The 24010-nt window shown below is 63.5% G+C and carries 22 protein-coding genes; 9 read left to right on the plus strand and 13 right to left on the minus strand.

The features are described 5' to 3' along the window. Positions 1-29: 29 nt before the first annotated feature. Both ACKI1H_RS04725 and ACKI1H_RS04730 read left to right on the plus strand, forming a co-directional pair. A complete protein-coding gene (locus ACKI1H_RS04725) occupies positions 30-1334 on the plus strand; it encodes a CitMHS family transporter (RefSeq protein WP_138523421.1) in 1305 nt (434 codons plus the stop codon). A 17-nt stretch (positions 1335-1351) separates the two neighbouring features. Then, positions 1352-2113: a TerC family protein gene (locus ACKI1H_RS04730; RefSeq protein WP_138523423.1), complete on the plus strand. Its 762-nt coding sequence runs from the start codon at positions 1352-1354 to the stop codon at positions 2111-2113. 101 nt (positions 2114-2214) lie between these two features. On the opposite strand, the gene ACKI1H_RS04735 is transcribed toward ACKI1H_RS04730, so the two are convergent. Together ACKI1H_RS04735 and ACKI1H_RS04740 are read right to left on the minus strand one after the other, a co-directional pair. Further along, a complete protein-coding gene (locus tag ACKI1H_RS04735) occupies positions 2215-2688 on the minus strand; it encodes an LEA type 2 family protein (RefSeq protein WP_138523425.1) in 474 nt (157 codons plus the stop codon). Positions 2689-2705: 17 nt separating this feature from the next. Continuing rightward, on the minus strand, positions 2706-4013 hold the full coding sequence (locus ACKI1H_RS04740) for a PQQ-dependent sugar dehydrogenase (RefSeq protein WP_440467781.1): 1308 nt from the start codon (positions 4011-4013) through the stop codon (positions 2706-2708). 355 nt (positions 4014-4368) lie between these two features. Between ACKI1H_RS04740 and ACKI1H_RS04745 the strand changes: the two genes are divergently transcribed. Together ACKI1H_RS04745 and ACKI1H_RS04750 are read left to right on the plus strand one after the other, a co-directional pair. Beyond that, positions 4369-6093: a Na/Pi cotransporter family protein gene (locus ACKI1H_RS04745; RefSeq protein ID WP_138523429.1), complete on the plus strand. Its 1725-nt coding sequence runs from the start codon at positions 4369-4371 to the stop codon at positions 6091-6093. A 99-nt stretch (positions 6094-6192) separates the two neighbouring features. Next, entirely contained in the window at positions 6193-7227 is a 1035-nt protein-coding gene (locus ACKI1H_RS04750) for an AraC family transcriptional regulator (protein WP_440467782.1), read from the plus strand. Between the two features lie 69 nt (positions 7228-7296). On the opposite strand, the gene ACKI1H_RS04755 is transcribed toward ACKI1H_RS04750, so the two are convergent. Further along, complete coding sequence (locus tag ACKI1H_RS04755; RefSeq protein ID WP_440467783.1) at positions 7297-8253, minus strand: NAD-dependent epimerase/dehydratase family protein; 957 nt, start codon at positions 8251-8253, stop codon at positions 7297-7299. Positions 8254-8459: 206 nt separating this feature from the next. On the opposite strand from ACKI1H_RS04755, the gene ACKI1H_RS04760 reads away from it, so the two are divergent. Further along, positions 8460-9833 (plus strand): M16 family metallopeptidase, encoded by a 1374-nt coding sequence (locus ACKI1H_RS04760; RefSeq protein WP_138523435.1) that lies wholly within the window; start codon positions 8460-8462, stop codon positions 9831-9833. A 25-nt stretch (positions 9834-9858) separates the two neighbouring features. Here the strand turns inward: ACKI1H_RS04760 and ACKI1H_RS04765 are convergent, their stop codons facing one another. After that, complete coding sequence (locus ACKI1H_RS04765) at positions 9859-10410, minus strand: GNAT family N-acetyltransferase (RefSeq protein ID WP_138523437.1); 552 nt, start codon at positions 10408-10410, stop codon at positions 9859-9861. A 124-nt stretch (positions 10411-10534) separates the two neighbouring features. After that, a complete protein-coding gene (locus ACKI1H_RS04770; protein ID WP_138523439.1) occupies positions 10535-11824 on the minus strand; it encodes an MFS transporter in 1290 nt (429 codons plus the stop codon). 452 nt (positions 11825-12276) lie between these two features. On the opposite strand from ACKI1H_RS04770, the gene ACKI1H_RS04775 reads away from it, so the two are divergent. Further along, a complete protein-coding gene (locus tag ACKI1H_RS04775; RefSeq protein WP_440467784.1) occupies positions 12277-12909 on the plus strand; it encodes a serine protease in 633 nt (210 codons plus the stop codon). Here ACKI1H_RS04775 and ACKI1H_RS04780 read toward each other — a convergent pair. Both ACKI1H_RS04780 and gltP read right to left on the minus strand, forming a co-directional pair. Further along, positions 12891-14120 carry a nucleoside recognition domain-containing protein gene (locus ACKI1H_RS04780; RefSeq protein ID WP_440467785.1) on the minus strand — a complete coding sequence of 410 codons (1230 nt, stop codon included), beginning with the start codon at positions 14118-14120 and terminating at the stop codon, positions 12891-12893. The genes ACKI1H_RS04775 and ACKI1H_RS04780 overlap by 19 nt on opposite strands. A gap of 108 nt (positions 14121-14228) precedes the next feature. Beyond that, a complete protein-coding gene (gene gltP, locus ACKI1H_RS04785; protein ID WP_440467786.1) occupies positions 14229-15578 on the minus strand; it encodes a glutamate/aspartate:proton symporter GltP in 1350 nt (449 codons plus the stop codon). 668 nt (positions 15579-16246) lie between these two features. On the opposite strand from gltP, the gene ACKI1H_RS04790 reads away from it, so the two are divergent. Next, positions 16247-16906, plus strand: coding sequence for a DUF3313 domain-containing protein (locus ACKI1H_RS04790; RefSeq protein WP_440467787.1), 660 nt, complete (start codon positions 16247-16249; stop codon positions 16904-16906). Positions 16907-17095: 189 nt separating this feature from the next. On the opposite strand, the gene ACKI1H_RS04795 is transcribed toward ACKI1H_RS04790, so the two are convergent. The 5 genes from ACKI1H_RS04795 to ACKI1H_RS04815 form a co-directional block, all read right to left on the minus strand. Then, positions 17096-17566, minus strand: coding sequence for an inhibitor of vertebrate lysozyme family protein (locus ACKI1H_RS04795; protein ID WP_440467788.1), 471 nt, complete (start codon positions 17564-17566; stop codon positions 17096-17098). Positions 17567-17606: 40 nt separating this feature from the next. After that, a complete protein-coding gene (locus ACKI1H_RS04800; RefSeq protein ID WP_017518828.1) occupies positions 17607-17768 on the minus strand; it encodes a DUF1328 domain-containing protein in 162 nt (53 codons plus the stop codon). A gap of 161 nt (positions 17769-17929) precedes the next feature. Beyond that, positions 17930-18247 (minus strand): hypothetical protein, encoded by a 318-nt coding sequence (locus tag ACKI1H_RS04805; RefSeq protein ID WP_138526708.1) that lies wholly within the window; start codon positions 18245-18247, stop codon positions 17930-17932. A 279-nt stretch (positions 18248-18526) separates the two neighbouring features. Next, positions 18527-18961 (minus strand): ferritin-like domain-containing protein, encoded by a 435-nt coding sequence (locus ACKI1H_RS04810; RefSeq protein WP_440467789.1) that lies wholly within the window; start codon positions 18959-18961, stop codon positions 18527-18529. Positions 18962-18995: 34 nt separating this feature from the next. Beyond that, positions 18996-19850: a BON domain-containing protein gene (locus ACKI1H_RS04815; RefSeq protein WP_440467790.1), complete on the minus strand. Its 855-nt coding sequence runs from the start codon at positions 19848-19850 to the stop codon at positions 18996-18998. Between the two features lie 228 nt (positions 19851-20078). Between ACKI1H_RS04815 and algB the strand changes: the two genes are divergently transcribed. Both algB and ACKI1H_RS04825 read left to right on the plus strand, forming a co-directional pair. Then, positions 20079-21425, plus strand: a complete 1347-nt coding sequence (gene algB, locus ACKI1H_RS04820) for a sigma-54-dependent response regulator transcription factor AlgB (RefSeq protein WP_138526705.1) — start codon at positions 20079-20081, stop codon at positions 21423-21425. A gap of 2 nt (positions 21426-21427) precedes the next feature. Next, the gene (locus ACKI1H_RS04825) at positions 21428-23215 is read left to right on the plus strand and encodes a KinB sensor domain-containing domain (RefSeq protein WP_440468822.1); all 1788 of its coding nucleotides are present in this window, start codon (positions 21428-21430) and stop codon (positions 23213-23215) included. Here ACKI1H_RS04825 and ACKI1H_RS04830 read toward each other — a convergent pair. Beyond that, a complete protein-coding gene (locus tag ACKI1H_RS04830; protein ID WP_440467791.1) occupies positions 23212-23994 on the minus strand; it encodes an N-acetylmuramoyl-L-alanine amidase in 783 nt (260 codons plus the stop codon). The two genes, ACKI1H_RS04825 and ACKI1H_RS04830, sit on opposite strands and share 4 nt — an antisense overlap. Between the last annotated feature and the right edge of the window lie 16 nt (positions 23995-24010).

The raw sequence follows: 24010 nt of genomic DNA on the forward strand, positions 1-24010 counted from the left end.
ATCCCCCGCGCCGACCCGGAGTTATCCCCATGCTGACTTTCCTCGCCTTCGCCATGGTGGCGACCTTCATGTTCCTGATCATGACCAAGCGTCTGTCGGCGCTGATCGCGCTGATCCTGGTCCCGATCGCCTTCGCCCTGCTCGGCGGCTTCGCCAAGGGGCTGGGGCCGATGATGCTGGACGGCATCCGCACCCTGGCGCCGACCGGCGTGATGCTGATGTTCGCCATCCTCTACTTCGCCATCATGATCGACTCCGGGCTCTTCGACCCGGCGGTGCGGCGCATCCTCAGGCTGGTGAAGGGCGACCCGCTGAAGGTGTCGATGGGCACCGCCGCGCTGGCGATGATCGTCTCGCTGGACGGTGACGGCTCGACCACCTACATGATCTGCGTGGCCGCCGTACTGCCGCTGTACAGCCGCCTGGGCATGAGTCCGCTGTTGATGGCCTGCCTGATCATGCTCTCCAGTGGCGTGCTGAACATGACGCCCTGGGGCGGCCCCACAGCCCGCGCGGCCAGTGCGCTGCATGTGGACCCGGCAGACATCTTCGTGCCGATGATCCCGGCCATGCTCGCCGGCATCGCGGCGATCTTCGGCCTGGCCTGGGTCTACGGCAAACGCGAGCGCGCACGCCTGGGTGAGCTGCACTTGCCCACCGACCACGAGGCCATGGCAGAGGTCAGCGTCTCGCAGTTCCCTGAGGCGCGTCGACCGAAGCTGCTGTGGTTCAACGCCGTGCTCACCGTGATCCTGATGGGCACCCTGATCGCCGGACTCCTGCCGATGCCGGTTCTCTTCATGATCGCCTTCGGTATTGCGATGATCGTGAATTATCCCTGCATCCTGGAGCAGAAGAAGCGTATCGGCGCCCACGCCGAGAACGTCCTCGCGGTGGTTTCACTGATCTTCGCCGCCGGGGTGTTCACCGGAATTCTCTCGGGAACGGGGATGGTCGAAGCCATGTCCAAGAGCCTGCTGGCGGTGATCCCGCCGGCGCTGGGACCGTACCTGGCGACCATCACCGCGCTGGTGAGCATGCCGTTCACCTTCTTCATGTCGAATGATGCTTTCTACTACGGCGTGCTCCCGGTACTCTCCCAGGCCGCCGCGCAGTACGGCATCACGCCGGTGGAAATGGCCCGCGCCTCCATCGTCGGCCAACCGGTGCACCTGCTCAGCCCGCTGGTGCCCTCCACCTACCTGCTGGTGGGCCTGGCCAAGGTGGATTTCGGCGACCACCAGCGCTTCACCCTCAAGTGGGCCGTGCTGGTGTGCCTGGCGATCCTCGCCGCCGCGCTGCTGCTGGGCCTGTTCCCCCTCTTCAACGACTGACCTCGAGACCCAAGTAAATGGAATGGCTGACCAGCCCTGAAATCTGGATTGCGTTCTTCACCCTGACTGCCCTGGAGATCGTCCTGGGTATCGACAACATCATCATGATTTCCATCCTGGTCGGCCGCATGCCCAAGCACATGCAACCGCGCACGCGCTTCTTCGGGCTGGCGCTGGCGATGGTCACGCGCATCCTGCTGCTGCTCTCGATCACCTGGGTCATGCGCCTGACCGCCGACCTGTTCCACGTGTTCGGCCAGGGCATCTCCGGGCGCGACCTGATCCTGTTCTTCGGTGGCCTGTTCCTCCTGTGGAAAAGCAGTACCGAGATCTTCCATGGCCTGGAAGGCGAGGACGAAACCGAGGGCGAACCCAAGAGCGTGATGGGCGGCTTCATCGGCACCATCATCCAGATCGCCATCATCGACATCGTGTTCTCGCTGGACTCGGTGATCACCGCCGTGGGCATGGTCTCCAACGTGCCGGTGATGGTCGCGGCCATCGTCGTCGCGGTCATGGTGATGATGCTGGCGGCCGGCGCCATCAGCGACTTCATCGACCAGCACCCGTCGCTGAAGATGCTTGCGCTGTCCTTCCTCATCGTGGTCGGCACCGTGCTCATCGCCGAAGCCTTCGAAGTCCACGTGCCCAAGGGCTATGTCTACTTCGCCATGGCCTTCTCGCTGGCGGTGGAAGCGCTGAACATCCGCATGCGCACCGCACGTGGGAAGAAGGACGCGGACCCGGTAAAACTGCGCAAGGACATTCCGGGCCAATAGTCCACAAGCGCTACCCACAGGCGCACTGTGGAAAAACAAAAGCCGGGCTTTCACTGCCCGGCTTTTTATTCACAGCCCTTTTTATTCACCATTGATCGGTTTCAAGGCCGTGCGACTGGCTCCGGCCAGTTCAGCACGCCCTTGTCGCTGAAGCGCACCGTGCCGAACAGACCACCCGCCAGCTTGCCGTTGATCTCGTAGGGCATACCCTGGCGCGGCGGGCCCCCCGACAGACCCCAGGCCTGGCGGAAGGCGGAGAACGCCGAGATGCTCACCGGAACACTGATCACTTTTTCGCCAAAACGCGGCACCTGCCCGCTGGCGTCGCTCACTCCGCTGGCCAGCGGCTGGCCGTTCACCGACAGGTCCAGGGCGATGCCGTTGTAGTCGATGGCCTGATCATTGGGATTCTGCACCCGCAGTTTGACCGTGAAACGCGCCTCCATGCCCTGCCCGGTCGCAGGCTCCAGGCCGACCAGATCAATGCGCAGCGGGTCGCGTGTGCCGAACAGGCTGCTGCAGGCGCCAAGCGCCAGCAACAGGGCTATCAGGGTGATACGGCGGGCCAGGGCCATGGCTTCTCCTCGTCGATTCACTTCAGGGTAGCCGGGCGCAGGCGCCACACGGTGTTACCCACATCGTCGGCCACCAGCAGGCCGCCGAACTTATCCACAGCGACACCGACCGGCCGGCCCATGGCTTCGTCCTGGTCGTTGACGAAGCCGTCGAGCACCGTCACTGGCTGGCCATTGGGCTTGCCGCCGCCGAAGGGGATGAACACCACCTGGTAGCCGCTGCGCGGCTTGCGGTTCCACGAGCCGTGCTGGCCGATGAACACTCCGCCACGATAGCGCTCCGGCAGCAGGCTGCCCTGATAGAAGGCAAGGCCCAGCGAGGCGGTGTGCGAACCGAGGGCGTAATCGGGCACCAGCGCCTTCTCCACCATCTCCGGACGCGCCGGCTCGACGCGTTTATCCACATGCTGGCCAAAGTAGCTCCAGGGCCAACCGTAGAAGCCACCATCTTTCACCGAGGTCATGTAATCGGGCACCAGGTCATTGCCCAGTTCGTCCCGCTCGTTCACGGCTGTCCACAGCGCGCCCGTGTTCGGCTCCCAGTCCAGACCGTTGGGATTGCGCAGGCCGGAGGCGAAGACGCGCACACTGCGGTTGGAGAGATCGATCTGCAGGATCGCCGCGCGGTTCTTCTCGGCATCCAGGCCGTTTTCGCCGACATTGCTGTTCGACCCGACCGTGGCGTAGAGGTAGCGGCCATCGGGGCTGGCAAGGATGTTCTTGGTCCAGTGATGGTTGATCGGGCCACCCGGCAGATCGACGACCCTTTCCGCCGGTGCACTGATGGTCGTTTCACCGACCTTGTACGGGAAGCGCACCACCGCGTCGGCATTGGCGACGTACAACCAGTTATCCACAAGGGCCATGCCGAAGGGCGAGAACAAGCCTTCGAGCAGCACGCTGCGCTGCTCCGGCACGCCATCACCGTCGGCATCGCGCAGCAGGGTGATGCGGTTGGCGCTGGGCACCGACGCCCCTGCCTTGGCCATGACCTTGCCGGCGACCCAGTCCTTCAGTCCGCCGGATTCCTCCTTCGGCGGTGCCGAGCTTTCCGCCACCAGCACATCGCCGTTGGGCAGTACGTAGAGCCAGCGCGGATGTTCTAGCTGGTCGGCGAAGCGCTGCACTTCCAGGCCTTCGGCCGGGCGCGGCATCTGCCCCGCAGGCCAGCCAGTGGCGGTGGCAATGTTGACGGTGGGCAGAACGCTGCTCTGGGGTTCCGGCAGCTGTGGTTGCGGCCCGGTGCCGGCAGTGAACGGCAGCGCCGACTTGTCACCGCAACCGGCGACCGCCAGTGCAATCAGGAGGGGGAACGACCCACGCATACGACTTCTCCTCGGCCTGTGATGCATTTATGTCGGTGACCGCTTCTTTCAGCGAATGGTTAGGCAGTCTAGACATATCCGCCTGCGATTCCGTGCGAAATAACCGATGCGAAGGCTCTCGCGACCGCTGTTGATCGGCTTTACTCACAGACAGGAATCCCGGCAAATCAGAGATTTGGCGAACCCTCAGGGAAGAACGAGGGTCTACCATGACAGTCTTGTGACAATCGCCTGAATGCTGCCGTGTCCTTCTCGGCCCTCCGCGCTGTCTGTACGGAGCCGCGGGCGAGGTCGTTACAGGGTCCGTCGACGGACGCTCCGCCCACGGACCCGTTTGCGTGCAAGGGGGCCCGACATGCTCAAACTGCTCGATCTGCTCTCTGCCGTAGCCCTGTTGGTGTGGGGCACACACATCGTCCGCACCGGTATCCTCAGGGTCTACGGCAGTAACCTGCGAAAAATCCTCAGCCGCAGCGTGGAAAAACGCCCGCTGGCCTTCGCCGCCGGCATCGGTGTCACCGCCCTGGTGCAGAGCAGCAACGCCACGGCGCTTCTGGCGACGTCCTTCGTTGCCACCGGGCTGATGGCCCTGGCGCCGGCGCTCGCGATCATGCTTGGCGCGGACGTCGGAACGGCGCTGATGGCGCGAGTACTGACCCTGGACCTGTCCTGGCTGTCACCGCTGCTGATCTTCTTCGGGGTGATCTTCTTCCTGGGCCGGCAGAAGTCGCGCCTGGGCCAGCTCGGCCGGGTATTCATCGGCCTGGGGCTGATCATCCTCGCGCTGCAGCTGATCGTCGCCGCCGCCGAGCCGATGACCCAGGCCAAAGGCGTGAAGGTGCTGTTCTCCAGCCTCACCGGCGACGTGATGCTGGACGCCCTCACCGGCGCGCTGTTCGCGATGATTTCCTACTCCAGCCTGGCCGCCGTGCTGCTCACCGCGACGCTGGCGGCCTCCAAGGTGATCTCGCTGAAGGTGGCGCTATGCCTGGTCATTGGTGCAAACCTGGGCAGCGGCATCCTGGCGATGATCAGCGCTTCCTCGCAGAATGCCGCCGGCCGCCGCGTGGCACTGGGCAGCCTGCTGTTCAAGGTTGCCGGCTGTGCCCTGGTGCTGCCGCTGGTGGGCCCGCTGGCCGACTGGATCGACCACTGGCAGTTCAGTACCGCAGAATTGGTGATTGCCTTCCACGTGCTCTACAACACCACCCGCTGCCTCGCCTGCCTGCCACTGACCGGGCAGATGGCAGCCTTCTGTACCCGCGTCATGCCAGACCGCCATTCGCCCGAAGACATAGTGCGGCCGCGACACCTCGACCCGGCGGCGCTGGACACACCCAGCCTGGCGCTGGTCAACGCGGTGCGCGAAACCCTGCGCATGGGCGATATCGTCGAGCAGATGCTGAATAACCTGATGCAGGTTATCCACAGCGGCGACCCGCTACTGGGCAAGGAGATCCGCAAGCAGGATGACGACGTCGACGCGCTCTACACAGCGATCAAACTGTACCTGGCGCGGATGCCCCGCGAGGACCTGAGCGAAGCCGACAGCCGCCGCTGGGCGGAGATCATCGAGCTGGCGATCAACCTCGAGCAGGCCGGCGACATCATCGAACACATGCTCGGCGCCGTGCAGGACAAGAAGACATCGCGCAGCCGTTCCTTCTCCGACAATGGCCTGGAAGAGATCACCGTGCTCCACGGCCAGCTGGTGGCCAACCTGCGCCTGTCCCTCTCGGTGTTCCTCAACGGCGATCAGGAAGGCGCCAAGCGCTTGCGCCGCGCCAAGCAGCGCTTCCGCCTGCAGGAGCGGCGGTTCGCCCACTCCCACGTCGACCGCCTGCGCCAGCAGGTGGTGCAGAGCATCGAGACCAGCTCGCTGCACCTGGATCTGATCAGCGACATGAAGCGCTTGAACTCGTTGTTCTGCGCCATCGCCTATGCTGTTCTGGACAACCCGGATGCCAGCGGTTCGGCAATCGGTGAGCCTGTGGAAGACGAGGACTTCGTCGAGCGCGAAGTCGAGGCGGTACGGGATCACCAGCGGCCGGCTTCGCCCGGCTCCAGCGCGACGGGTTGATGGCCGAAGGGCCTGAGCGAAGGTTCCATCAGAACGTTCGCTCAGGCCCTACAAAGTCCTGATATCACGACGCCCAGGGTTCGGGCAGAATCCGCCGCCATGGAAGCATGCACTCAATCCCAACGCCCCCCCTCGGTCAGCGCCAGCCTGACCCAGGCCATCCTGCTGGCGGCTGTGCGTCTCGGTCTGAACCGCGACGCGCTGCTCGCTGCCAGCGGCATTCAGGAATCCCAGCTCAGCGACCCGGACGCGCGCATCGACTTCGCGCTGCAGGAGCGGATGTGGCAGGTGATCCAGACCGACCTCAAGCATGACGAACCCGGCCTGGCCATGGGCCGTGCTCTGTCGCCGGCATCCTTCAGCGCGCTGGGTTACCTGCTGCAGTCGAGCACCACGATGGGCGACGCTCTCGAATCGGCCATGCGCTACCAGCGCCTGGTCGGCGAAGGCGGCCAGGTCGCCATCGAGGCACAAGCCGAGGTCATCTGGGTGGCCTACCGACCGCTGAACCCCGAACGGCCCGCCACCCGCGCCCGTGCGCTGGCGCTGCTGGGTTTCTGGGCACGCCAGCTCAAGGCCCTGCTCAGCGGACTGCAGCTGGCCGGTTGCCGCTTCATGCACCGCCAGCCGGAAAGCCTCGCGGACTACGAAAAGGCCTTCGACTGCCCGCTGCAATTCGACGCGCCGGACTATGCCCTGGGTCTACCCCGGGCGCTTATCGACGCTCCGCTGCCACAGGCCAACCCACCGCTGCGCGACCTGCTGCGCCAGCACGCAGAAGGATTGCTCGCCCGGCTGCCCAGCGCCAGCATCAGCGGCCGGGTCGTCGCCCTGCTCGGCGAGCAGCTGACCCGTGGCGAACCCGGGCGCGCCGCCGTGGCCAGTGAACTGGGCCTGAGCGAACGCACACTACAGCGCCGGTTGGCGGAGGAAGGCAGCAGTTATCAACAGTTGCTGGCCGATACTCGCCGGCAACTGGCGGAACGCTACCTGGGGGAAGGCAACCTGCCAGCCACGGACATCGCCGCCCTGCTCGGTTACTCCGAGCCCAGCGTATTCTTCCGCGCCTTCCGGCACTGGACAGGACTGACACCGGGCGAGTATCGCCAACGGCGGCGCCAGTCCGAGAACTGACGGGCACTGCCAGGAGCCTGTCACAGGCTTTTCAACAGACTTGTCTACAGGATTTCCACAGTGTTGGAATCAGCCGTGCGGGCCCCGCGCGGCAAGGTAGGCCAGGAACGCCTCGCGGCTGGAATAACGCGGCTCATAGCCGAATTCTTCCTTCAGTCGGCGGTTGTCCAGCACCGGCCGGTAGCGCAGGTAGTCCACCTGCTCGGGTCCGAAACGCGACAATCCGAGCGGCTTGAGCAGCCCCAACCCTACGCGCATCAGGCTTGCCGGCATGGGCCGGTAGGGTTTGTTGAGCAGGCCGGCGATCTCGCGCATGGACAATGCGCCATCGCCGGCGAGGTTGTAGATGCCCTCGCTACCGCGCTCCAGTCCCTGGCGAATCACGTTCACGACGTCCTGGTCCCAGATGAATACGAAGCGGCTACGGTGCCCTAATACCCCCATCAGTGTGGGGCGGGCGAAAAGTTCGGCCAGCGGGTTATGCACACGTCGGCCAAGGATGGTGCCGGGCCGCAGAATAAGTTGCTTGAGTTGTGGATAACGCTCCCGAGCATTGGCCAGCAGCTGCTCGATTTCCTGCTTGCAGCGAGCGTGGAGCAGATGTGGATGGCCACGCAGCGGGTGCGATTCGTCGATCCATTCGGCATTGTCGCGGTGAAACCCGTAGGCGGCGCCGGAACTGGTCACTATCAGTTGCTGAACGCCAGTGTCCCGCGCTGCTTCGATCAGTGCGCGGGTACCGCCGACTTCGATGGCGTGGCGCTTCTGTGGCGTCATCTCCCGTGGCGGATTCACGACTGCGGCCAGGTGCACGATCGCATCGGGCTTCCAGTGCTCCACACAGGCCCGCGTATTGGCGGCCACGCTCAGGTCCAGCGTCACCGGTTCGATGTTCGGCCGCAGGCCCTGGGACTTGATCCGTTGCATATCGGCGGCGATGAGCGTCCAGTCCAGGTGCTGGACGGCAAGCTCGTTGAGCAGGCTCTGACCGAGAAATCCCGCCGCGCCTGTGATCAGGACACGCATGTGGCCTCCAGATCGCTCGGCATGGAGCGAACGACGGGTCCGTTGATCGGGGTGATGAATGGAGCGTAGTTCCACTGCGCCAGCACCGACAGTGACCACACAAGCCAGCTCCGTGACCAAAGATGCCACCCGACCAAGGTTGAACGCGGTGGGTTCGTGCCGGTCAATCCGTTATCCTCACGGCTTTGCGTTCAGGCACACCGCTCATGCGTTGGTTGTTCGTCCCCCTGTTGTCCCTGCTGCTCAGCGCCTGGTCCCATGCCGACCAGCGACAGACGGTCGAGGCCTACCAGCTGGCGAACGGCATGGGCGTGCTGTTCAAGCCCACCCGCGAGAAGGGGCACGTGTCGATCCGCCTGATCGTCGGCGTCGGCTTCAGCGATTTCAGCTGCCGCGACCGCCAGCTTCCGCACCTGATGGAACACCTGTTCTTCAGCGGCCTGGACGGCGGCGACGAAGCTGATCTGGAAGCGCGCATGCAGGCCCTGGGCGGTCAGTGGAACGCGTACACCAGCGAAGGCGACACCGCTTTCGTGGTCGAATCTCCCGCCGCCACCCAGCGTCAGGTGCTGGACCTGCTACTGGAAATCATCACCCGCACCCAACTCGACCAGCGCAAGATCGACTCCGCCAAGCAAGTCCTGGTACGCGAGGACGGGGGCCATTACTCGCACCTGCAACGCTGGCTGGACCACCAGAACGTCAGCCGCGCCGGACAGGAGCAGTTGGCGGTTGAACTGGGGCTGTCCTGCGATGAGCGCGCACCTGTGGACAACCTCACCCAGGCGCAGTTGGAGCAGCTACGCAAGGACTGGTACGTCCCCGGCAATATGACCCTGATCATCGTCGGCGACCTCGATCCGCGCCTGCCGGTCTACCTGGGCCGCACTTATGGCGCCCTGGTCGATCACGACACCCCGGAACGCCGCGACCTGCCGCAGATGAAGAACACCGCGGAGCGCCAGCGCAACCTGACCACCGGGTTGTTCGGCGAAAGCGCGGTACTGCACTGGATATTCCCGGAGCCCGAGGATGCCGATGGCGCCACGCTGGACCTGCTGCAGGCCTACCTGAACGACGCACTCTACACCGAGCTGCGAGTACGCCGAGAGCTGTCATACGGCCCCTGGAGCGAACGCACTGCCTGGGCCAATCAGGGCTTCATGAGCCTGAACGCGAATGTCGAGCGGGATGAACAGAAGGAGGCGCAACAGGCCCTGAGGGAACTGGTGGAGAAGATCCGTCACGAAGGCCTGGACCCGCAGCGCTTTGCCCGCATCCAGCGCGTGGCGCGTGCGCAACTGGCCTGGAGCACGCCGGGCAATTCAACCCTGGCGGATTACTACTGGGGCGCGCTGGCGGACTTCGACGACGGCAAGTTCCCCGACGAGGACAAGCGCCTGGCAAAGGTCAACCTGGCCCACGCCAACGAAGTGGCGAAGCAACTGTTCAAGGACGAGGGGTATCTGCGCATCGAGAAGCCGCTACTGGATGACGACATGGTCTATCCGCTGGCGGCTCTGGGCGCGTTATTGCTGGCGGGGCTGCTGGGGCTGGCGCTGTGGCGCCGACGGAGCTGAAGCTCCGTCGGAACACCTTCAGGCTTCAGAGCGCGAGGCGGCGGATGACCTGGCAGGAATCGTCCGGATCGATCTGGGCGCGGAAGCCCAGCTCGCGGGCCATGTCACGCATGTCGCGGTCCATGGACGAATCGATCGAGTACATCTGGTGGAAGCCATTGCGCTTGGCCACGTCGATCAGGTGGCGCATCAGCGCAAGACCGAGACCCAGTTGCTTGAAGTCGTCGGCGACGGTCACCGCGCATTCGCACTGTTGCTTATCCACAGCTGCGTAACGGCTGATGCCGACTTCGCGCAGTTCGCCATCCACATGGGTCAGAGCGATGAAGGCCATGGTGGTCTGGTAGTCGACGTCCATGAGGCGGTCGAGCAGCCTGTCATCGATCTTCACTTCGCCATGGAAGCGGAACTTGCGGGTCATGGGGGACAGGCGCTCGAGGAACAGGCGTTCGCGCTCGCGGTCTTCGGCGCGCAACGGACGGATCAGCACATGGCTGCCATCCTCGAGGGTTTCTATCCAGTGATCGGCGCCTACAGCCCCGAGGGCTGCGAGCTCGGCGGTGGTGTGGGTGATCATGACGCGTTCTCCGCTGGCGAAGAGGGATTGGGTTGACCCTATCCTTCTCCTGCCGGCCCCGGGCAGGCCTGACCTAAGTCAATGCCACCCGGAACCGTGCTGGGGCAGAACGTCGCAGAGCGCCTCAGGCCCCAGCGACCAGCGCCCCCTCTCTCGTCCGCGCGCCCTTGCGGAACAGCACCAGGGTAGCGAGCAGGCCGAGGGCTGCTGCGCCGCTGAGCCAGATGCCCGGCGCGGCCTTGTTGTCCAGGGTGTGGATAAGCCAGGTGCAAACCGCCGGGGTGAAGCCGCCGAACGTCGCGGTCGCCAGGCTGTAGGCCAGGGAGAACCCGGTGGTGCGCACGTCCGCCGGCATGATCTCGGTGAGCGCAACGACCATCGCGCCGTTGTAACTGCCATAGAGGAAGGACAGCCACAGCTCCACTTCCAGCAGGCGCGCGAAGCTCGGCTCGGCCACCAGCCAGGACAGCATTGGATAGGCGGTGACCAGCGCCAGCACGGTGGCGGCCAGCAGCAGCGGCTTGCGCCCGATGCGGTCGGACACCGCGCCCATCAACGGCAGCCAGATGAAGTTGGACAGGCCCACGCACATGGTTACCAGCAGGCTGTCGAAGTCCGACAAGTGCAGCTCGTTCTTGCCGAAGGTCGGCGTGTAGGCGGTGATCAGGTAGAAGGACACCGTAGTCATCACCACCATGGCGGTACCGGCCAGTACCAGGCCGAAATTCTGGCCAATGGAGCGCAGCACCTGGCCGAGGGTCGGGCGATGCTTGCGCTGCTGGAATTCGGGAGTCTCTTCCAGCGAGCGGCGGATGATGAACAGCGCCGGGACGATCAGGCAGCCGACGAAGAAGGGCACGCGCCAACCCCACTCGCCCATGTCCTGCGGACTCAGCCAGTGGTTGAGGATCACGCCCAGCAGGCCGGCGAAGACCACCGCGACCTGTTGGCTCGCCGACTGCCAGCTGACGAAGAAGCCGCGTTTGCCGGGAGTGGCGATCTCCGCCAGGTACACCGACACGCCACCCAGTTCCACACCCGCGGAGAAGCCCTGCAGCAGGCGCCCGAACAACACCAGCAACGGCGCTGCCACACCGAGCGTGGCGTAGCCCGGGACGAAGGCGATCAGCAGAGTGCCCATGGCCATCAGGCCGAGGGTGATGATCAGTCCCTGGCGGCGGCCGTGGCGGTCGATGTAGGCACCGAGGAAGATGGCGCCGAGCGGGCGCATCAGGAAGCCGGCACCGAAGGTCGCCAGCGACAGCATCAGGGAGGCGAAGGGGTCATCACCGGGGAAGAAGGTCTTGGCAATGGCGGTGGCATAGAAGCCATACACCATGAAGTCATACATCTCGAGGAAATTGCCACTCACCACACGGAAGACGGCTTTGGCTTTGGAGTTGTTCGAGGCCATAAGAACATCACTCAGGGCTGTTACACGGGGGACTTCCCAGAAGGGAAATCGATGATCCCCATCCGCGGCAGGCAGGCCCTGGATGGGTGATTTATTTGTAACCCTATGTGTAAAGACGTCGACTCGACAATCAGAAAATGGCTGAAAGGCCCATATTTACTGGAATTGAAAGCTTGGCGAAAGCTTCGCAACCGTTCGTCGGAAGACCGAGTTTAGCGATCAACCTCTCATTCATATAAATATATATAAATTTATATTCAACATATTTGACACCCTGGATAAATTAATTCCTACAGAATCAAATGTAGGAATCTTTCATCATCCAAGATAATTCCGGACGAAATATCCAAATTAAGAATCTTATTTTTATATAAGAAATTTCTCTTATTAATAGTTAGCTTTTCCCACAAAAAAGGGAGAGCTTTCATATGAAAAATATCTGGGGAATTTTCTTGCTGTTTTCCCTGGCCGGCTGCAACGGCTGGGTCTCACCAGAAACCGATGACCGTCTGACGGATCGCTACTTCACCGTCCTCTCCGGCCCGCCGATTCCGGGCTTCATCGTTGCCTCCGCGGTGCAATGGAACGCCGACTATGCCGTGACCGCCGCCCATACGCCTTTCCTGCGCCACCAGGCCTATCACTGCAGCACCGGCTGCGACCTGCTGTTCATCGTGCACAAGGCCGATGGTGCCCTGCCGCAATGGCGTCAGTTTCGCGCGGGCGAGACGGTCACAGCGTTGGGCAGCAGTTCATTGCTCATCCCGATGAGCAGCAAGGGCAAGGTCTGGCCGGTGCCTTTCGTCGATGACGGCTCCGCCAGTGGCGAACGCTATGGCGTGCACGACGCGGCCATCGCCAAAGGGATGTCCGGCGGGCCGCTGATCGGCAGTGACGGCAGCGTGGTGGGGATCAACATCGGCTTCCAGGCGGGCTTCCGGCCGCCGGCGAACCGCCCGGAACTGGCCGCCATGTCACGCCTGAGCGTGTTCGTACCCTACAGCGTGATTCAGCGCGAGTGGCTGCTGTTCCAGGCCCAGTCGGCGCGCAAGGCCGCTCAAGCTCTTCAGGCAAAGAACCAGTAACAGACACCGATGGAAGCCAGCACGCCGGCCAGGTCCGCCAGCAGCGCGCAGCCCACGGCGTGGCGGGCGCGCTGGATACCGACGGCGCCGAAGTACACGGCGAGCACATAGAAGGTGGTCTCGGTGCTGCCCTGCACAGTGGCGGCTACCAGGGCCGGGAAGCTGTCCACGCCATGGGATTGCATGGTCTCCAGCAGCATCGCACGCGCGGCGCTGCCGGAGAATGGCTTGACCAGCGCGGTGGGCAGCGCATCGACGAAGCGGGTGTCCCAGCCCACGCCTTCGACCACCCAGCGGATGCCGTCCAGCGCCATCTCCAGTGCACCGGAGGCGCGCAGCACGCCCACCGCACAGAGCATGGCCACCAGGTACGGCAGCAGGCTCTTGGCGACATCGAAGCCTTCCTTCGCGCCTTCGACGAAGGTTTCGTACACCGGCACCTTCTTCAGCCAGCCGACGACGAGGAACAGCATGATGATGCCGAACAGGGTGAGGTTGCCCAGCAGCGAGGAGAGCTGCGCCAGCGCTGTCGCGGAAAGCCCGGCCAGCAGCGCCATGAACGCGCCCAGCGCCAGTGCGCCGGGAATGAGGTAGGCCAGCACCACTGGGTCCCACAGGCGCAGGCGCTGCATCACCGCCACGCTGAGCAGGCCCACCAACGAGGAGGCACTGGTGGCCAGCAGGATGGGCAGGAACACCAGGGTCGGGTCCACTGCGCCCTGCTGGGCGCGGTACATGAAGATGGTCACCGGCAGCAGGGTCAGCGACGAGGCGTTGAGCACCAGGAAGAGTATCTGCGCGTTGCTCGCGGTGGTGCTGCTGGGGTTGAGTTCCTGCAGCGCCTTCATGGCCTTGAGGCCGATGGGCGTGGCGGCGTTGTCCAGGCCCAGGCCGTTGGCGGCGAAGTTCAGGGTAATCAGGCCGATGGCCGGGTGGCCGGCGGGCACTTCCGGCATCAGGCGACGGAACAGCGGGCCGAGCAGCACCGCAAGCTTCTCCACCAGACCGGCTTTCTCGGCAATGCGCAGGAAACCCAGCCAGAGGGTCAGGGTGCCGAACAGCAGCACCATGACCTCCACCGACAGCTTGGCCATGGCGAACAGACTTTCCACCATGGCGGCGAACACGGTGGCCTCGCCACCCAGCAGCCAGCGGGAAAGTGCAGTGACCGCCGCAACGATGAAGAAGCTCAGCCACAGGCCGTTGAGCATGAAGAGTCCCCCTTGGAATGGCCGCGATGATAGCGGCACAGGCACTTCGGGCGCCAGAAACGACAAGGCCCCGGACATTGCCAGGGCCTTGTGGATAACCCTTTCGGGTCAGTGAGTGATGGGGCTCTGCTTGCCGTCCGGGCTCTCCCCTTCGAGGAAGGCTTCGACACGGCCGTTGCGCATGGCTTCCCAGTAGCGGGCGCCTTTCTGCGCGTCGTACACGCCTTCCCACTTGGAGATCACCAGTACCGCGAGGGCATTGCCGATCACGTTCAGCGCGGTGCGCGCCATGTCCATGATGCGGTCGACACCGGCGATGAAGGCTAGGCCTTCCAGCGGAATGCCCACGCTGCCCAGCGTTGCCAGCAGCACCACGAAGGAAACACCCGGCACACCGGCAATCCCCTTGGAGGTGACCATCAGGGTCAGCACCAGCATCAATTGCTGGCCGATGGACAGGTCGATGCCGTAAAGCTGGGCGATGAAGATCGCCGCGATGCTCTGGTACAGGGTCGAGCCATCGAGGTTGAACGAGTAGCCAGTGGGCACCACGAAGCTGCTCACCGCCTTGGGCGCGCCGTAGGCCTCCATCTTCTCGATGATGCGCGGCAGCACGGTCTCGGAGCTGGCGGTGGAATACGCCAGGACCAGCTCATCCTTGAAGATGCGCATCAGCTTGATGATCGAGAAGCCAAACAGGCGTGCAGCCAGGCCCAGCACCATGAAGGCAAAGAAGGCGATGGCGAAGTACACCAGCACCACCAGCTTGGCCAGCGGCAGCAGCGAAGCGAAGCCGAAGTTGGCGACCGTCACGGCGATCAGCGCGAACACGCCGATGGGGGCGTAGCGCATGATCATGTGGGTGACGCGGAACATGGCCTCGGCCACGCCCTGGAACATCTTCACCAGCGGCTCGCGGGTCGGCGCCGGCAGTGAGGACAGCCCTAGGCCGAACATCACCGAGAAGAAGATGATCGGCAGCATCTCGCCACGGGCCATGGCCGCGAAGATGTTCGACGGGATCAGGTTGAGGATGGTTTCGATGAACGCGTGGTGGTGCTCGACTTCCTTGGCGGTCTGAGCGTACTGGGAGATATCCACAGTGCCCAGGGTGCTCATGTCGATGCCGGCGCCGGGCTGGAAGATGTTCGCCAGCAGCAGGCCGACCACGATGGCGACCGTGGTGATGATTTCGAAGTAGATGATGGTCTTCAGACCGATCCGCCCGAGCTTCTTCGCATCACCCATGCCGGCGATGCCGACGATCAGCGAGGAGATCACGATCGGTACGACGATCATCTTGATCAGGCGGATGAAGATGTCGCCCGCCGGCTGGAGGATGTTGCTGATCCACCAGGCCTTTTCCGCGCTGAAATGGTTGAGCGCGGCGCCCAGTGCAATTCCGAGTACCAGGCCGATGAGGATCTGCCAGGCGAGGCTGAGCTTGGCTTTGCCCATAGTGAGTCACCCTTGATTCTTGTGGAAGTCGGGGTTCGCCGGATCATCGGGATGCCGATGCCTGCGAAAAAAGGGGCGCATGATTCCGACCCACCCCTCCTCCGTCTAATGCCGGAAACGCCTACCCCATGCACAATCGGCATAGGAAAAGGCATCTGAAACCTTGGTTCCAGGTCGTAAGACCCTTGATTTTCTGCATGACGCAGGTTCCTGAACCCCTGCCACGCAGCGCTCTTCAAAGCCGTCTAGGCTTGATGCAATTCGGCCATCAATGGCCCGGATTGATCGGATCAGAAGTCCGCGCGCGCTCACGGGCGGGTTCTTGTTACCGGATGTACGGTCGCCGCGAGGGGACCGTCATGGATGGCCGAGGGCGAGACAAAGGGCCCTTCGACTAAGAGGCTGGCAGGAAAGCAGGCACTGTGGATAAGTACCGGATTCCGCTCTTCATTATTGAGGTGCCGGAGGGCCGTTGATGCGGCCGACGGGAATCGGCGAGGCATTGTAGGACGAATCTGCCTGGGTCCGAATTGACCGACATCAGTGAAGTTCGACCGGGTTCGAGCAGGGCTGCGGATACCCTGCGGCCGCCGCGACAGCCGGGTCAGCAACGGGTTGTTCAATGTGGTGAAAGCACAACGCGGTGACACTCTGAATAAGGATGCTCCATGACGCGACGCTACGTAGTACCCACTCTGCTCTTCACTGGCGCCCTGGCGCTGGCCGGCTGCTCCAGCCAGAAACCAGACGCCTCGCAATACTCCGGCTTCCTCGGCGACTACTCGCAACTCAAGCCCGCCACGTCACCCAGTGGCCAGCCGGTGCTGCGCTGGGTCGACCCGAACCTGAAACTGGCGAACTACAGCTCAGTGCTGGTCGAGCGGCCGGTCTACTACCCGCCGCCGAAACCAAACGAAACCATCGATCAGACCACCCTCAACGCAATCCCCGACTACCTGAAGAAGCAGGTCGAGCTGCAACTGGGCAGCCGCTACCGCATCGTCCAGCAGGCTGATCGCGACACCCTGGTGCTACGCACCGCAATCAGCGGCGTGGAAGTCTCCAACGAAGGCCTGCATGCCTACGAGGTCATCCCGATCGCGCTGGTGGTAGCGGCAACGTCGACCGCCATCGGCACGCGTGATCAGGACACCGAGGTCTTCGTGGAATTCGAGGCATTGGATGGTGCAACCAGCAAGCCGGTCGCCAAGGTGGTACGCAAGGGTGCAGGCAAGACGCTGGAGAACTCCAGCACCCACCTGACCCTCGACGACCTGAAGCCCGTGCTCGATGGCTGGGCGCGCGACGCGGCCAACTTCAAGCCCTGACCTTTGATGGCGCTCCGGAACCGGTGCGAAGTTGTCGCCCCGGTTCCGCACGCCTTGCCTGCCCTCGCCCGCTGGCGCGGAGGTACTCCCTGTACCCCTGGGTCGCTCAGGACATGACGCATCCCGAACATCCCGGCTCCCTGGCCATGCGTACGCCGCAACGGCTACGCAGTGTTCGAAATCGGTGGATCAATACCAGTTGGGATCGCTCTTGAGCTGGTCGTCGAGGATCCGCTTCACCGAATCGTCCGGCTCGCCCAGCCAGCGGAAACTGGCGTGCTTGCTCGGTGACTTGTCCGTGGGAAGGTTCTCGGGAACCTTCACGTACAACGCATAGGCCTTGTCCTTGTCCCAGGTGAACGCCACGTACAACCGATGGGCAGCACAGTTGTGCGCCTCGCACAGTTCGCCTACCAGGTACTTGTCGCCCTGCTCGTCCACCGCCTGCATCGGCGTCGCGGTGCCACTGAGGTTCATCACCCAGTCCGGCAGGCGGCTCTCGTCCTTGACCACCGATTGCCAGGTATCGCGGTACTGCGGATCACTGGCCACCAACTCGTTCAAGCGGTACTGCGCATCCTTGTCCGCCTCGGCGGCCAGGGCTTGAGCCCCGGCGCCGAGCAGGAGGGTCGACAGCAGCAGATTGCGGGTAAAGCTCATCGCTACGCTCCTTGTTCAACGTCCATCCGATCTCGGGGTATCACCCCCGGCGACGGCCCATGAAGAAGGACACGATGAACAGCACCAGGAAGATCACGAACAGGATCTTGGCGATGCTGGTCGCGGCGCCGGCGATACCACCGAAGCCCAGGACCGCGGCGATGATGGCGATGATCAGGAATGTCAGTGCCCAGCTAAGCATGGGGTCTCTCCTCTTCTCGTTGTCGGTTCGGTACCGCGTCGGGTACCTGCTCCGGAGCGATCGCAAGGCAGTCTCCGGAAGGGGTGTCCGCCCGGGTGCTCCCGGGCACAGCGGACCTGTCGGGCAAGCCAGCGGCCTACCAGCGATTCAGAAATCCGGGATCAGAACACCCAGCCGCCCTGGGATCGGGCCATCGGCTGGACCTGAGCCTGGGTTTGGGCCTGTGGGGCTTGCAGCACCTGATCCGGGTTGCGGGCAGGAGCGACCTGTGGATAACGCGAAGCTTCGCGGTACAGTCCGGGCGTGCTGGAAGCAGTCGGAACGTAGGCGACCGGTGCACTGGCGGCCTGAGCCTGTGAGACCTGCATCTGCAGTTGCACCTGGTTGACCAGCAACAGCAGGAGGGCGCCGGCAAAGAAGATCCGACTCCACACATCGATACGCGCGACTTGCACTTGGCTGTTGGTTCCGCTGTTCATCCCGTTTCTCCTGCCCGTCGCCGATCTGTCTATCGAACCTTGAGACTGTTTCCTTGGGCCTTTCAGGTTCTTTCCGTCGCGGGTGGTATTGTTGACTGTCTTGCAGTTGAAATTGCACGCCGCATGCCAGTCTGATGAATTCTATTTTTACCTTATAAATCAATAAGTTAAATATGATAGCAAGGTCCCTTTCTACCGCATCCTGCACGATGGACCGGGATAGTTCGTGCGTTTTGCAATCCCGGCGTCAGGCACTTCCTTGTGCCTGTGTGAACGGCATCACTTCAGCGAGTGCTTGAGCTGACTCATCTGGTCATGGCATGCCCGCACCTTGGGCAGTTCGGCGCGAAGCAGGGCCTGGGTTTCCGGTGTGCCTTTCTCCAGGGCATCCTCGAAGGCATGCAGGATGCGGTCTTCGGTTTCCTCCAGCTGGGCGACATAGGTGGCACCCTCGTCGCTGGCGAGGGTCGCGCGGGTATCGGCGTAGACCTGGCGCAACTTGCCCAGCAGGGTGCCCCCGGTGGCAGGGTCCTCGTGGTTGGCAGCCACCTTGCCGGCCAGGGCATTGATCACGTCGGTCTTGGCCTGCGCCATGGACTGGAACAGCCGCTGCAGCCGGGCATCCTTCACTTCCTGGATGGCGTGCTGGTAGAAACGCTGGCCGTCACGGGTAATCTCGATAAGCTCATTGAGCTGACTGGTCGTGCGAGTCATGACAGGTTCTCCTGCATAGGAAAGGGTGGAAGAGTCAGGCGGCCTGGCCGGCCACCATCAGCGCAGTGGCGTCCACCTCACGCACACCACGGGTCTTGCGGGCGGAATCGATCAATTGCTGGCGCTCGTCGGCACTGGGCACCTGGCCACTGAGGGTCACCACGCCGTCACGGGTGGACACACCAATGGACAGGCCATTCAGGGCATGGGCGGCGAGGATGCCGGCCTTGATCTGACTGGTGATCCAGGCATCGCTCACGGCGGCCTGGGCATCGCCGACGGATTTCTCAAGTTTCTGGGTGGAAGCGGCATCCGGATCGACCTTCAGGCGGTTATCCACAGCAGTGACGCCTTCGGTCTGCGCCGCCAGGTGGCCGGCCTGCTGGCTGGCCTCCTCACTGACGACCGTGCCCTCGAGAATGACTGCGCCGGACTTGCTGGTGACCTTGATATCCAGGCCTTCACCACGTTTTTCCAGCAGCAGCTTGGATTTCACCCTGGCCGCCAGCGTGGCGTCGTCCCACTTCTGCACCACACCTTCGCCCTGGGTGGTATCGGCCTTCTGTGCATCCGCCAGGGACGCGTCGACACCCAACTGGTTATCCACGGCGGTGACGCCTTCGACGCTGCCGGCGATCTGTCCGGCCAGCGCCTTCTGTTCTTCACTGGCCACGGCGCCGGTCAGCTGCGCGCGGCCGTTCTCCACATCCACCTTGATCGCGTATGGCTTGAGTTCTCGATTGAGGTTGATGGCCGTCCAGATCGAACCTTCCTGTCGCGCTTCGGCCAACTGTGCGGTCAGCCCAGCCTCGGCGGCGTGGCTGGCCAGTGGCTGCAAGGCGAGCAGGGCGGAACCCAGGGCGAGAGCAAGGATCTTCGGGTTAGGCATGGCGGTCTCCGTCAAACGATGGTGCGAGATTGGATTCGCAAGCGCCGTGCCAGTGCCTTTTGTGGATAAAATTCTTGTAATTCAATGTGTTGAATGGATCCCTCTCCCTCCGGACTGTGCACCCTGCCCGAAGGACCAGAAAGATTCTTGCAACTTGCACGAAAAACCCTGGACTAAGAAAAATCACACCCCTTACAACAACGAATCACACAACGAGGAAATCGCTGAATGGACGCAACGCCTGAACAGCAAGGCCGGATCCTGCTGGTCGATGACGAGTCCGCCATCCTGCGCTCGTTCCGCTACTGCCTGGAGGACGAGGGCTACAGCGTGGCCACCGCCAGCAGCGCGCAGCAGGCCGAGAACCTGTTGCAGCGCCAGGTGTTCGACCTGTGCTTCCTCGACCTGCGCCTGGGCGACGACAACGGCCTGGATGTGCTGGCGCAGATGCGTGTGCAGGCCCCCTGGATGCGCGTGGTGATCGTCACCGCCCATTCAGCCGTGGATACCGCCGTCGACGCCATGCAGACCGGCGCTGCCGATTACCTGGTGAAGCCCTGCAGCCCCGACCAGCTGCGCCTCGCCGCCGCCAAGCAGTTGGAAGTGCGCCAGCTCACCGCGCGCATCGAGGCACTGGAAGGCGAGGTGCGCAAGCAGGGCGACGTACTCGAATCCCACAGCCCGGCCATGGCCGCCGTGCTGGAGACCGCCCGCCAGGTGGCGGCCACGGATGCCAACATCCTTATCCTGGGCGAGTCCGGTTCAGGAAAGGGAGAGTTGGCCCGGGCGATTCACCACTGGAGCAAACGCGCGAAGAAATCCTGCGTGACGATCAACTGCCCTTCCCTGACTGCCGAACTGATGGAAAGCGAGCTGTTCGGCCACAGCCGCGGCGCTTTCACCGGCGCCACGGAGAACACCCTCGGGCGTATAAGCCAGGCGGATGGCGGTACGCTATTTCTCGACGAGATCGGCGATTTTCCTCTTACTTTGCAGCCAAAGTTATTGCGATTCATCCAGGACAAGGAGTACGAGCGGGTCGGCGATCCGGTTACTCGCAATGCCGACGTCCGTATCCTCGCAGCCACTAACCGGGATCTCGCCGGCATGGTCGCCCAGGGCACGTTCCGTGAAGACCTGCTCTACCGTCTGAACGTCATCGTGCTGAATCTGCCGCCGCTGCGCGAACGCGCCGAGGACATCATCGGCCTGGCCGAACGCTTCCTCGCCCGTTTCGTGAAGGACTACGGTCGCCCCGCTCGCGGATTCACCGACGACGCGCGGGCGTTGCTGCGCCGCTACAACTGGCCGGGGAATGTGCGGGAGCTGCGCAACGTTATCGAACGTGCAAGCATCATCTGCAATTTCGATCTGATCGGTGTCGAACAGCTGGCCATCGGTGAACAGACCACCAACTCGGCGCCACGCATTGGCGAAGCCATGAGCCTGGAAGCGCTGGAGAAAGCCCACATCGCCGCCGTCATGGCTTCCAGCGCCACACTCGACCAGGCGGCCAAGACCCTGGGGATCGACGCTTCCACCCTGTATCGCAAGCGCAAGCAGTACAGCCTGTGAACCTGCCCATTCCGATGACGCTGCGCACGAGGCTGTTCCTGAGCATATCGGCGCTCATTACGGTCGCGCTCATCGGTCTGCTCCTGGGTCTTTTCAGCGTGATCATCACCGGGCGCGAGCAGGCTCGGCTGATCCAGCACAACTTCGATGCCATCGAGGTCAGCCAGCATCTGCGCCAGGCCTTGGGTGACGAACTGGTCCAGGTGCTCAGCGCCCAACCCAACCCTGGGCGCCTTGAACAGGCCCGGACGAATTTTGCCCTGGCCATCGAACGCGGCCGTGCGATGGCCAGGAACAATGGTGACCGCCAGGCCATGACGGACATCGCCGACGCGCACCGCCTGTTCGTCAATGCCATCGACACCCCCGGTCCCGGCCGCCCGGAACTGCTGGAGGACAGCGATCTCAGCCGCACCCTCGACGTCCTGCGCAACCGCCTGCTGGCGCTGCATCAGGGAGCCATGGAAAACATCAGCGCCGACGAGCGCTCGGCCCGCGACCGCACCCTGCTGATCAGCGGCCTGCTCGGACTCATCGGCATCGCCATCCTGGTGGTCGGTTTCATCACCGCCCACAGCATCGCCCGCCGCTTCGGCGCGCCCATCGAGACACTGGCAAAGGCCGCGGACAAGATCGGCCAGGGCGAATTCGACGTGACCCTGCCGGTTTCCGGGGTCGCCGAGATGTCCTCCCTCAGCCGCCGTTTCGGCCTGATGGCGGAAGCCCTGCGGCTTTACCGCGCGAGCAATACCGAGGCGCTGGGTTCAGGCCGCAAGCGCCTGCTGGCAGTGCTCGACAGCATCGACGACGGCCTGGTGATCCTCGACCGCCACGGTCGTATCGAACACGCCAATCCGGTCGCCACGCGCCAGCTGTTCTCCCACAGCGATCCCCAGGGCCAGGAATTGGGCACCATGCTGAACAACCCTGCGCTGAACCAGGCGGCGCAGCGCGTCCTGAGCGGCAATCTGCTGGAGGAAACCCCGCAGGACCTGGTGGTGGAAGTGAGCGGCGAAAGCCGGTTGCTGACCTGGGGCATGTCGCCAGTCAGCCATGACGACGGGCGCAACATCGGCGCGGTGATGGTCGTGCGCGACGTCACCGAGCAGCGCGCCTTCGAGCGTGTGCGCAATGACTTCGTGCTGCGTGCGTCACATGAGCTGCGTACGCCCATGACAGGTATGCACATGGCCTTCGGTCTGCTCGCCGAGCGCTTGAAGTTCCCCGAGGAGTCCCGCGAGCGCGACCTGGTGCGTACCGTGGACGAGGAGATGCACCGCCTGGTGAGACTGATCAACGACCTGCTGAATTTCTCCCGCTACCAGAGCGGCACCCAGAAGCTCGAGCTGCAGCTTTGCGATGTCGGCGACCTGCTGCGCCAGGCTCACCAACGCTTTATCGGGCCGGCCGAAGACAAGCGCATCGAACTGGACCTGGAGATCGCCGAGGATCTACCGCCGATCAATATCGATCGCACCCAGATCGAGCGGGTGCTGGATAACCTGATCGGCAACGCACTGCGCCATACGCCCGAAGGCGGCACCATTCGCCTGCAGGCGCGCTGCCAGGAAGAGCGCGTGGCGATTGCCGTGGAAGACAGCGGCGACGGCATCCCGCTCAGCCAACAGGGACGCATCTTCGAACCCTTCGTGCAGGTGGGCCGCAAGAAAGGCGGCGTAGGTCTCGGCCTGGCGCTGTGTCGAGAAATCGTACAACTGCACGGCGGACGCATCGCCCTGCGCTCGCAACAGGGCAAGGGCTCGCGCTTTTACCTGCTGTTGCCGGTTTAAGAGGTCGGAACCGCCAGCAATAGCGCGGCGGTTTCCAGGTCCGGTTCGCCATCGAAGCGCTCCGGGCGGAAGCGCATCTGGAACGCCGCGATCACGTTGCGGGTTTCCTCATCCATCACCCCATTGAGCGGCACCGCGTAGCCGTGTCGCGCCAGCTGCTGCTGGAACCAGCCAGGAACCGGCAGTTGGCCGTTCAGTTCGGTCAGTCGACGCGCCAGCTCGCCCGGTTTCGGCCAGGGGATCAGGCCGGCTTCGGCAAGTTTCTTCCAGGGGAACAGCGGGCCTGGGTCGACCTTGCGTTGCGGGGCGATATCGCTGTGACCAAGGATATGTTCCGGGGTGATGCCCTGGCGCCGGGTGATATCCCGCAGCAGGGCGATCAGCGCGTCTATCTGCGCATCCGGGTAGGGATACCAGATCTTGCCGCTGGGAGTATCGCGGTAGCCGGGGTTCACCAGCTCGATGCCGATGGAGGTGGAATTGAGCCAGGTCCGGCCCTGCCATTCGCTGGCGCCGGCGTGCCAGGCACGGCGGTTCTCATCCACCAACTGGTAGATGGTCGCCGGGTTATCGCCTATCAGGTAGTGCGCGCTCACCTCGCCGTGGGTCAACAGCGCCAGCGAGCGCGGCAGGTCAGCCGAGGTGTAGTGGACGATGACGTACTGGATGCGGCTGTCCTGATTCTTCGACACATGTTCGCGATCGATCTGCAGGCCCTTGTCCGCGCAGCCGGCGAGCAGTGTGGTGAGCAAGGCGAAGGTCAGGACACGCAGGATCATGGCGGTTCTCAGAGGG

Source organism: Pseudomonas sp. YH-1 (assembly GCF_051990045.1).
In the GTDB taxonomy this organism is placed as follows: domain Bacteria; phylum Pseudomonadota; class Gammaproteobacteria; order Pseudomonadales; family Pseudomonadaceae; genus Pseudomonas; species Pseudomonas nicosulfuronedens.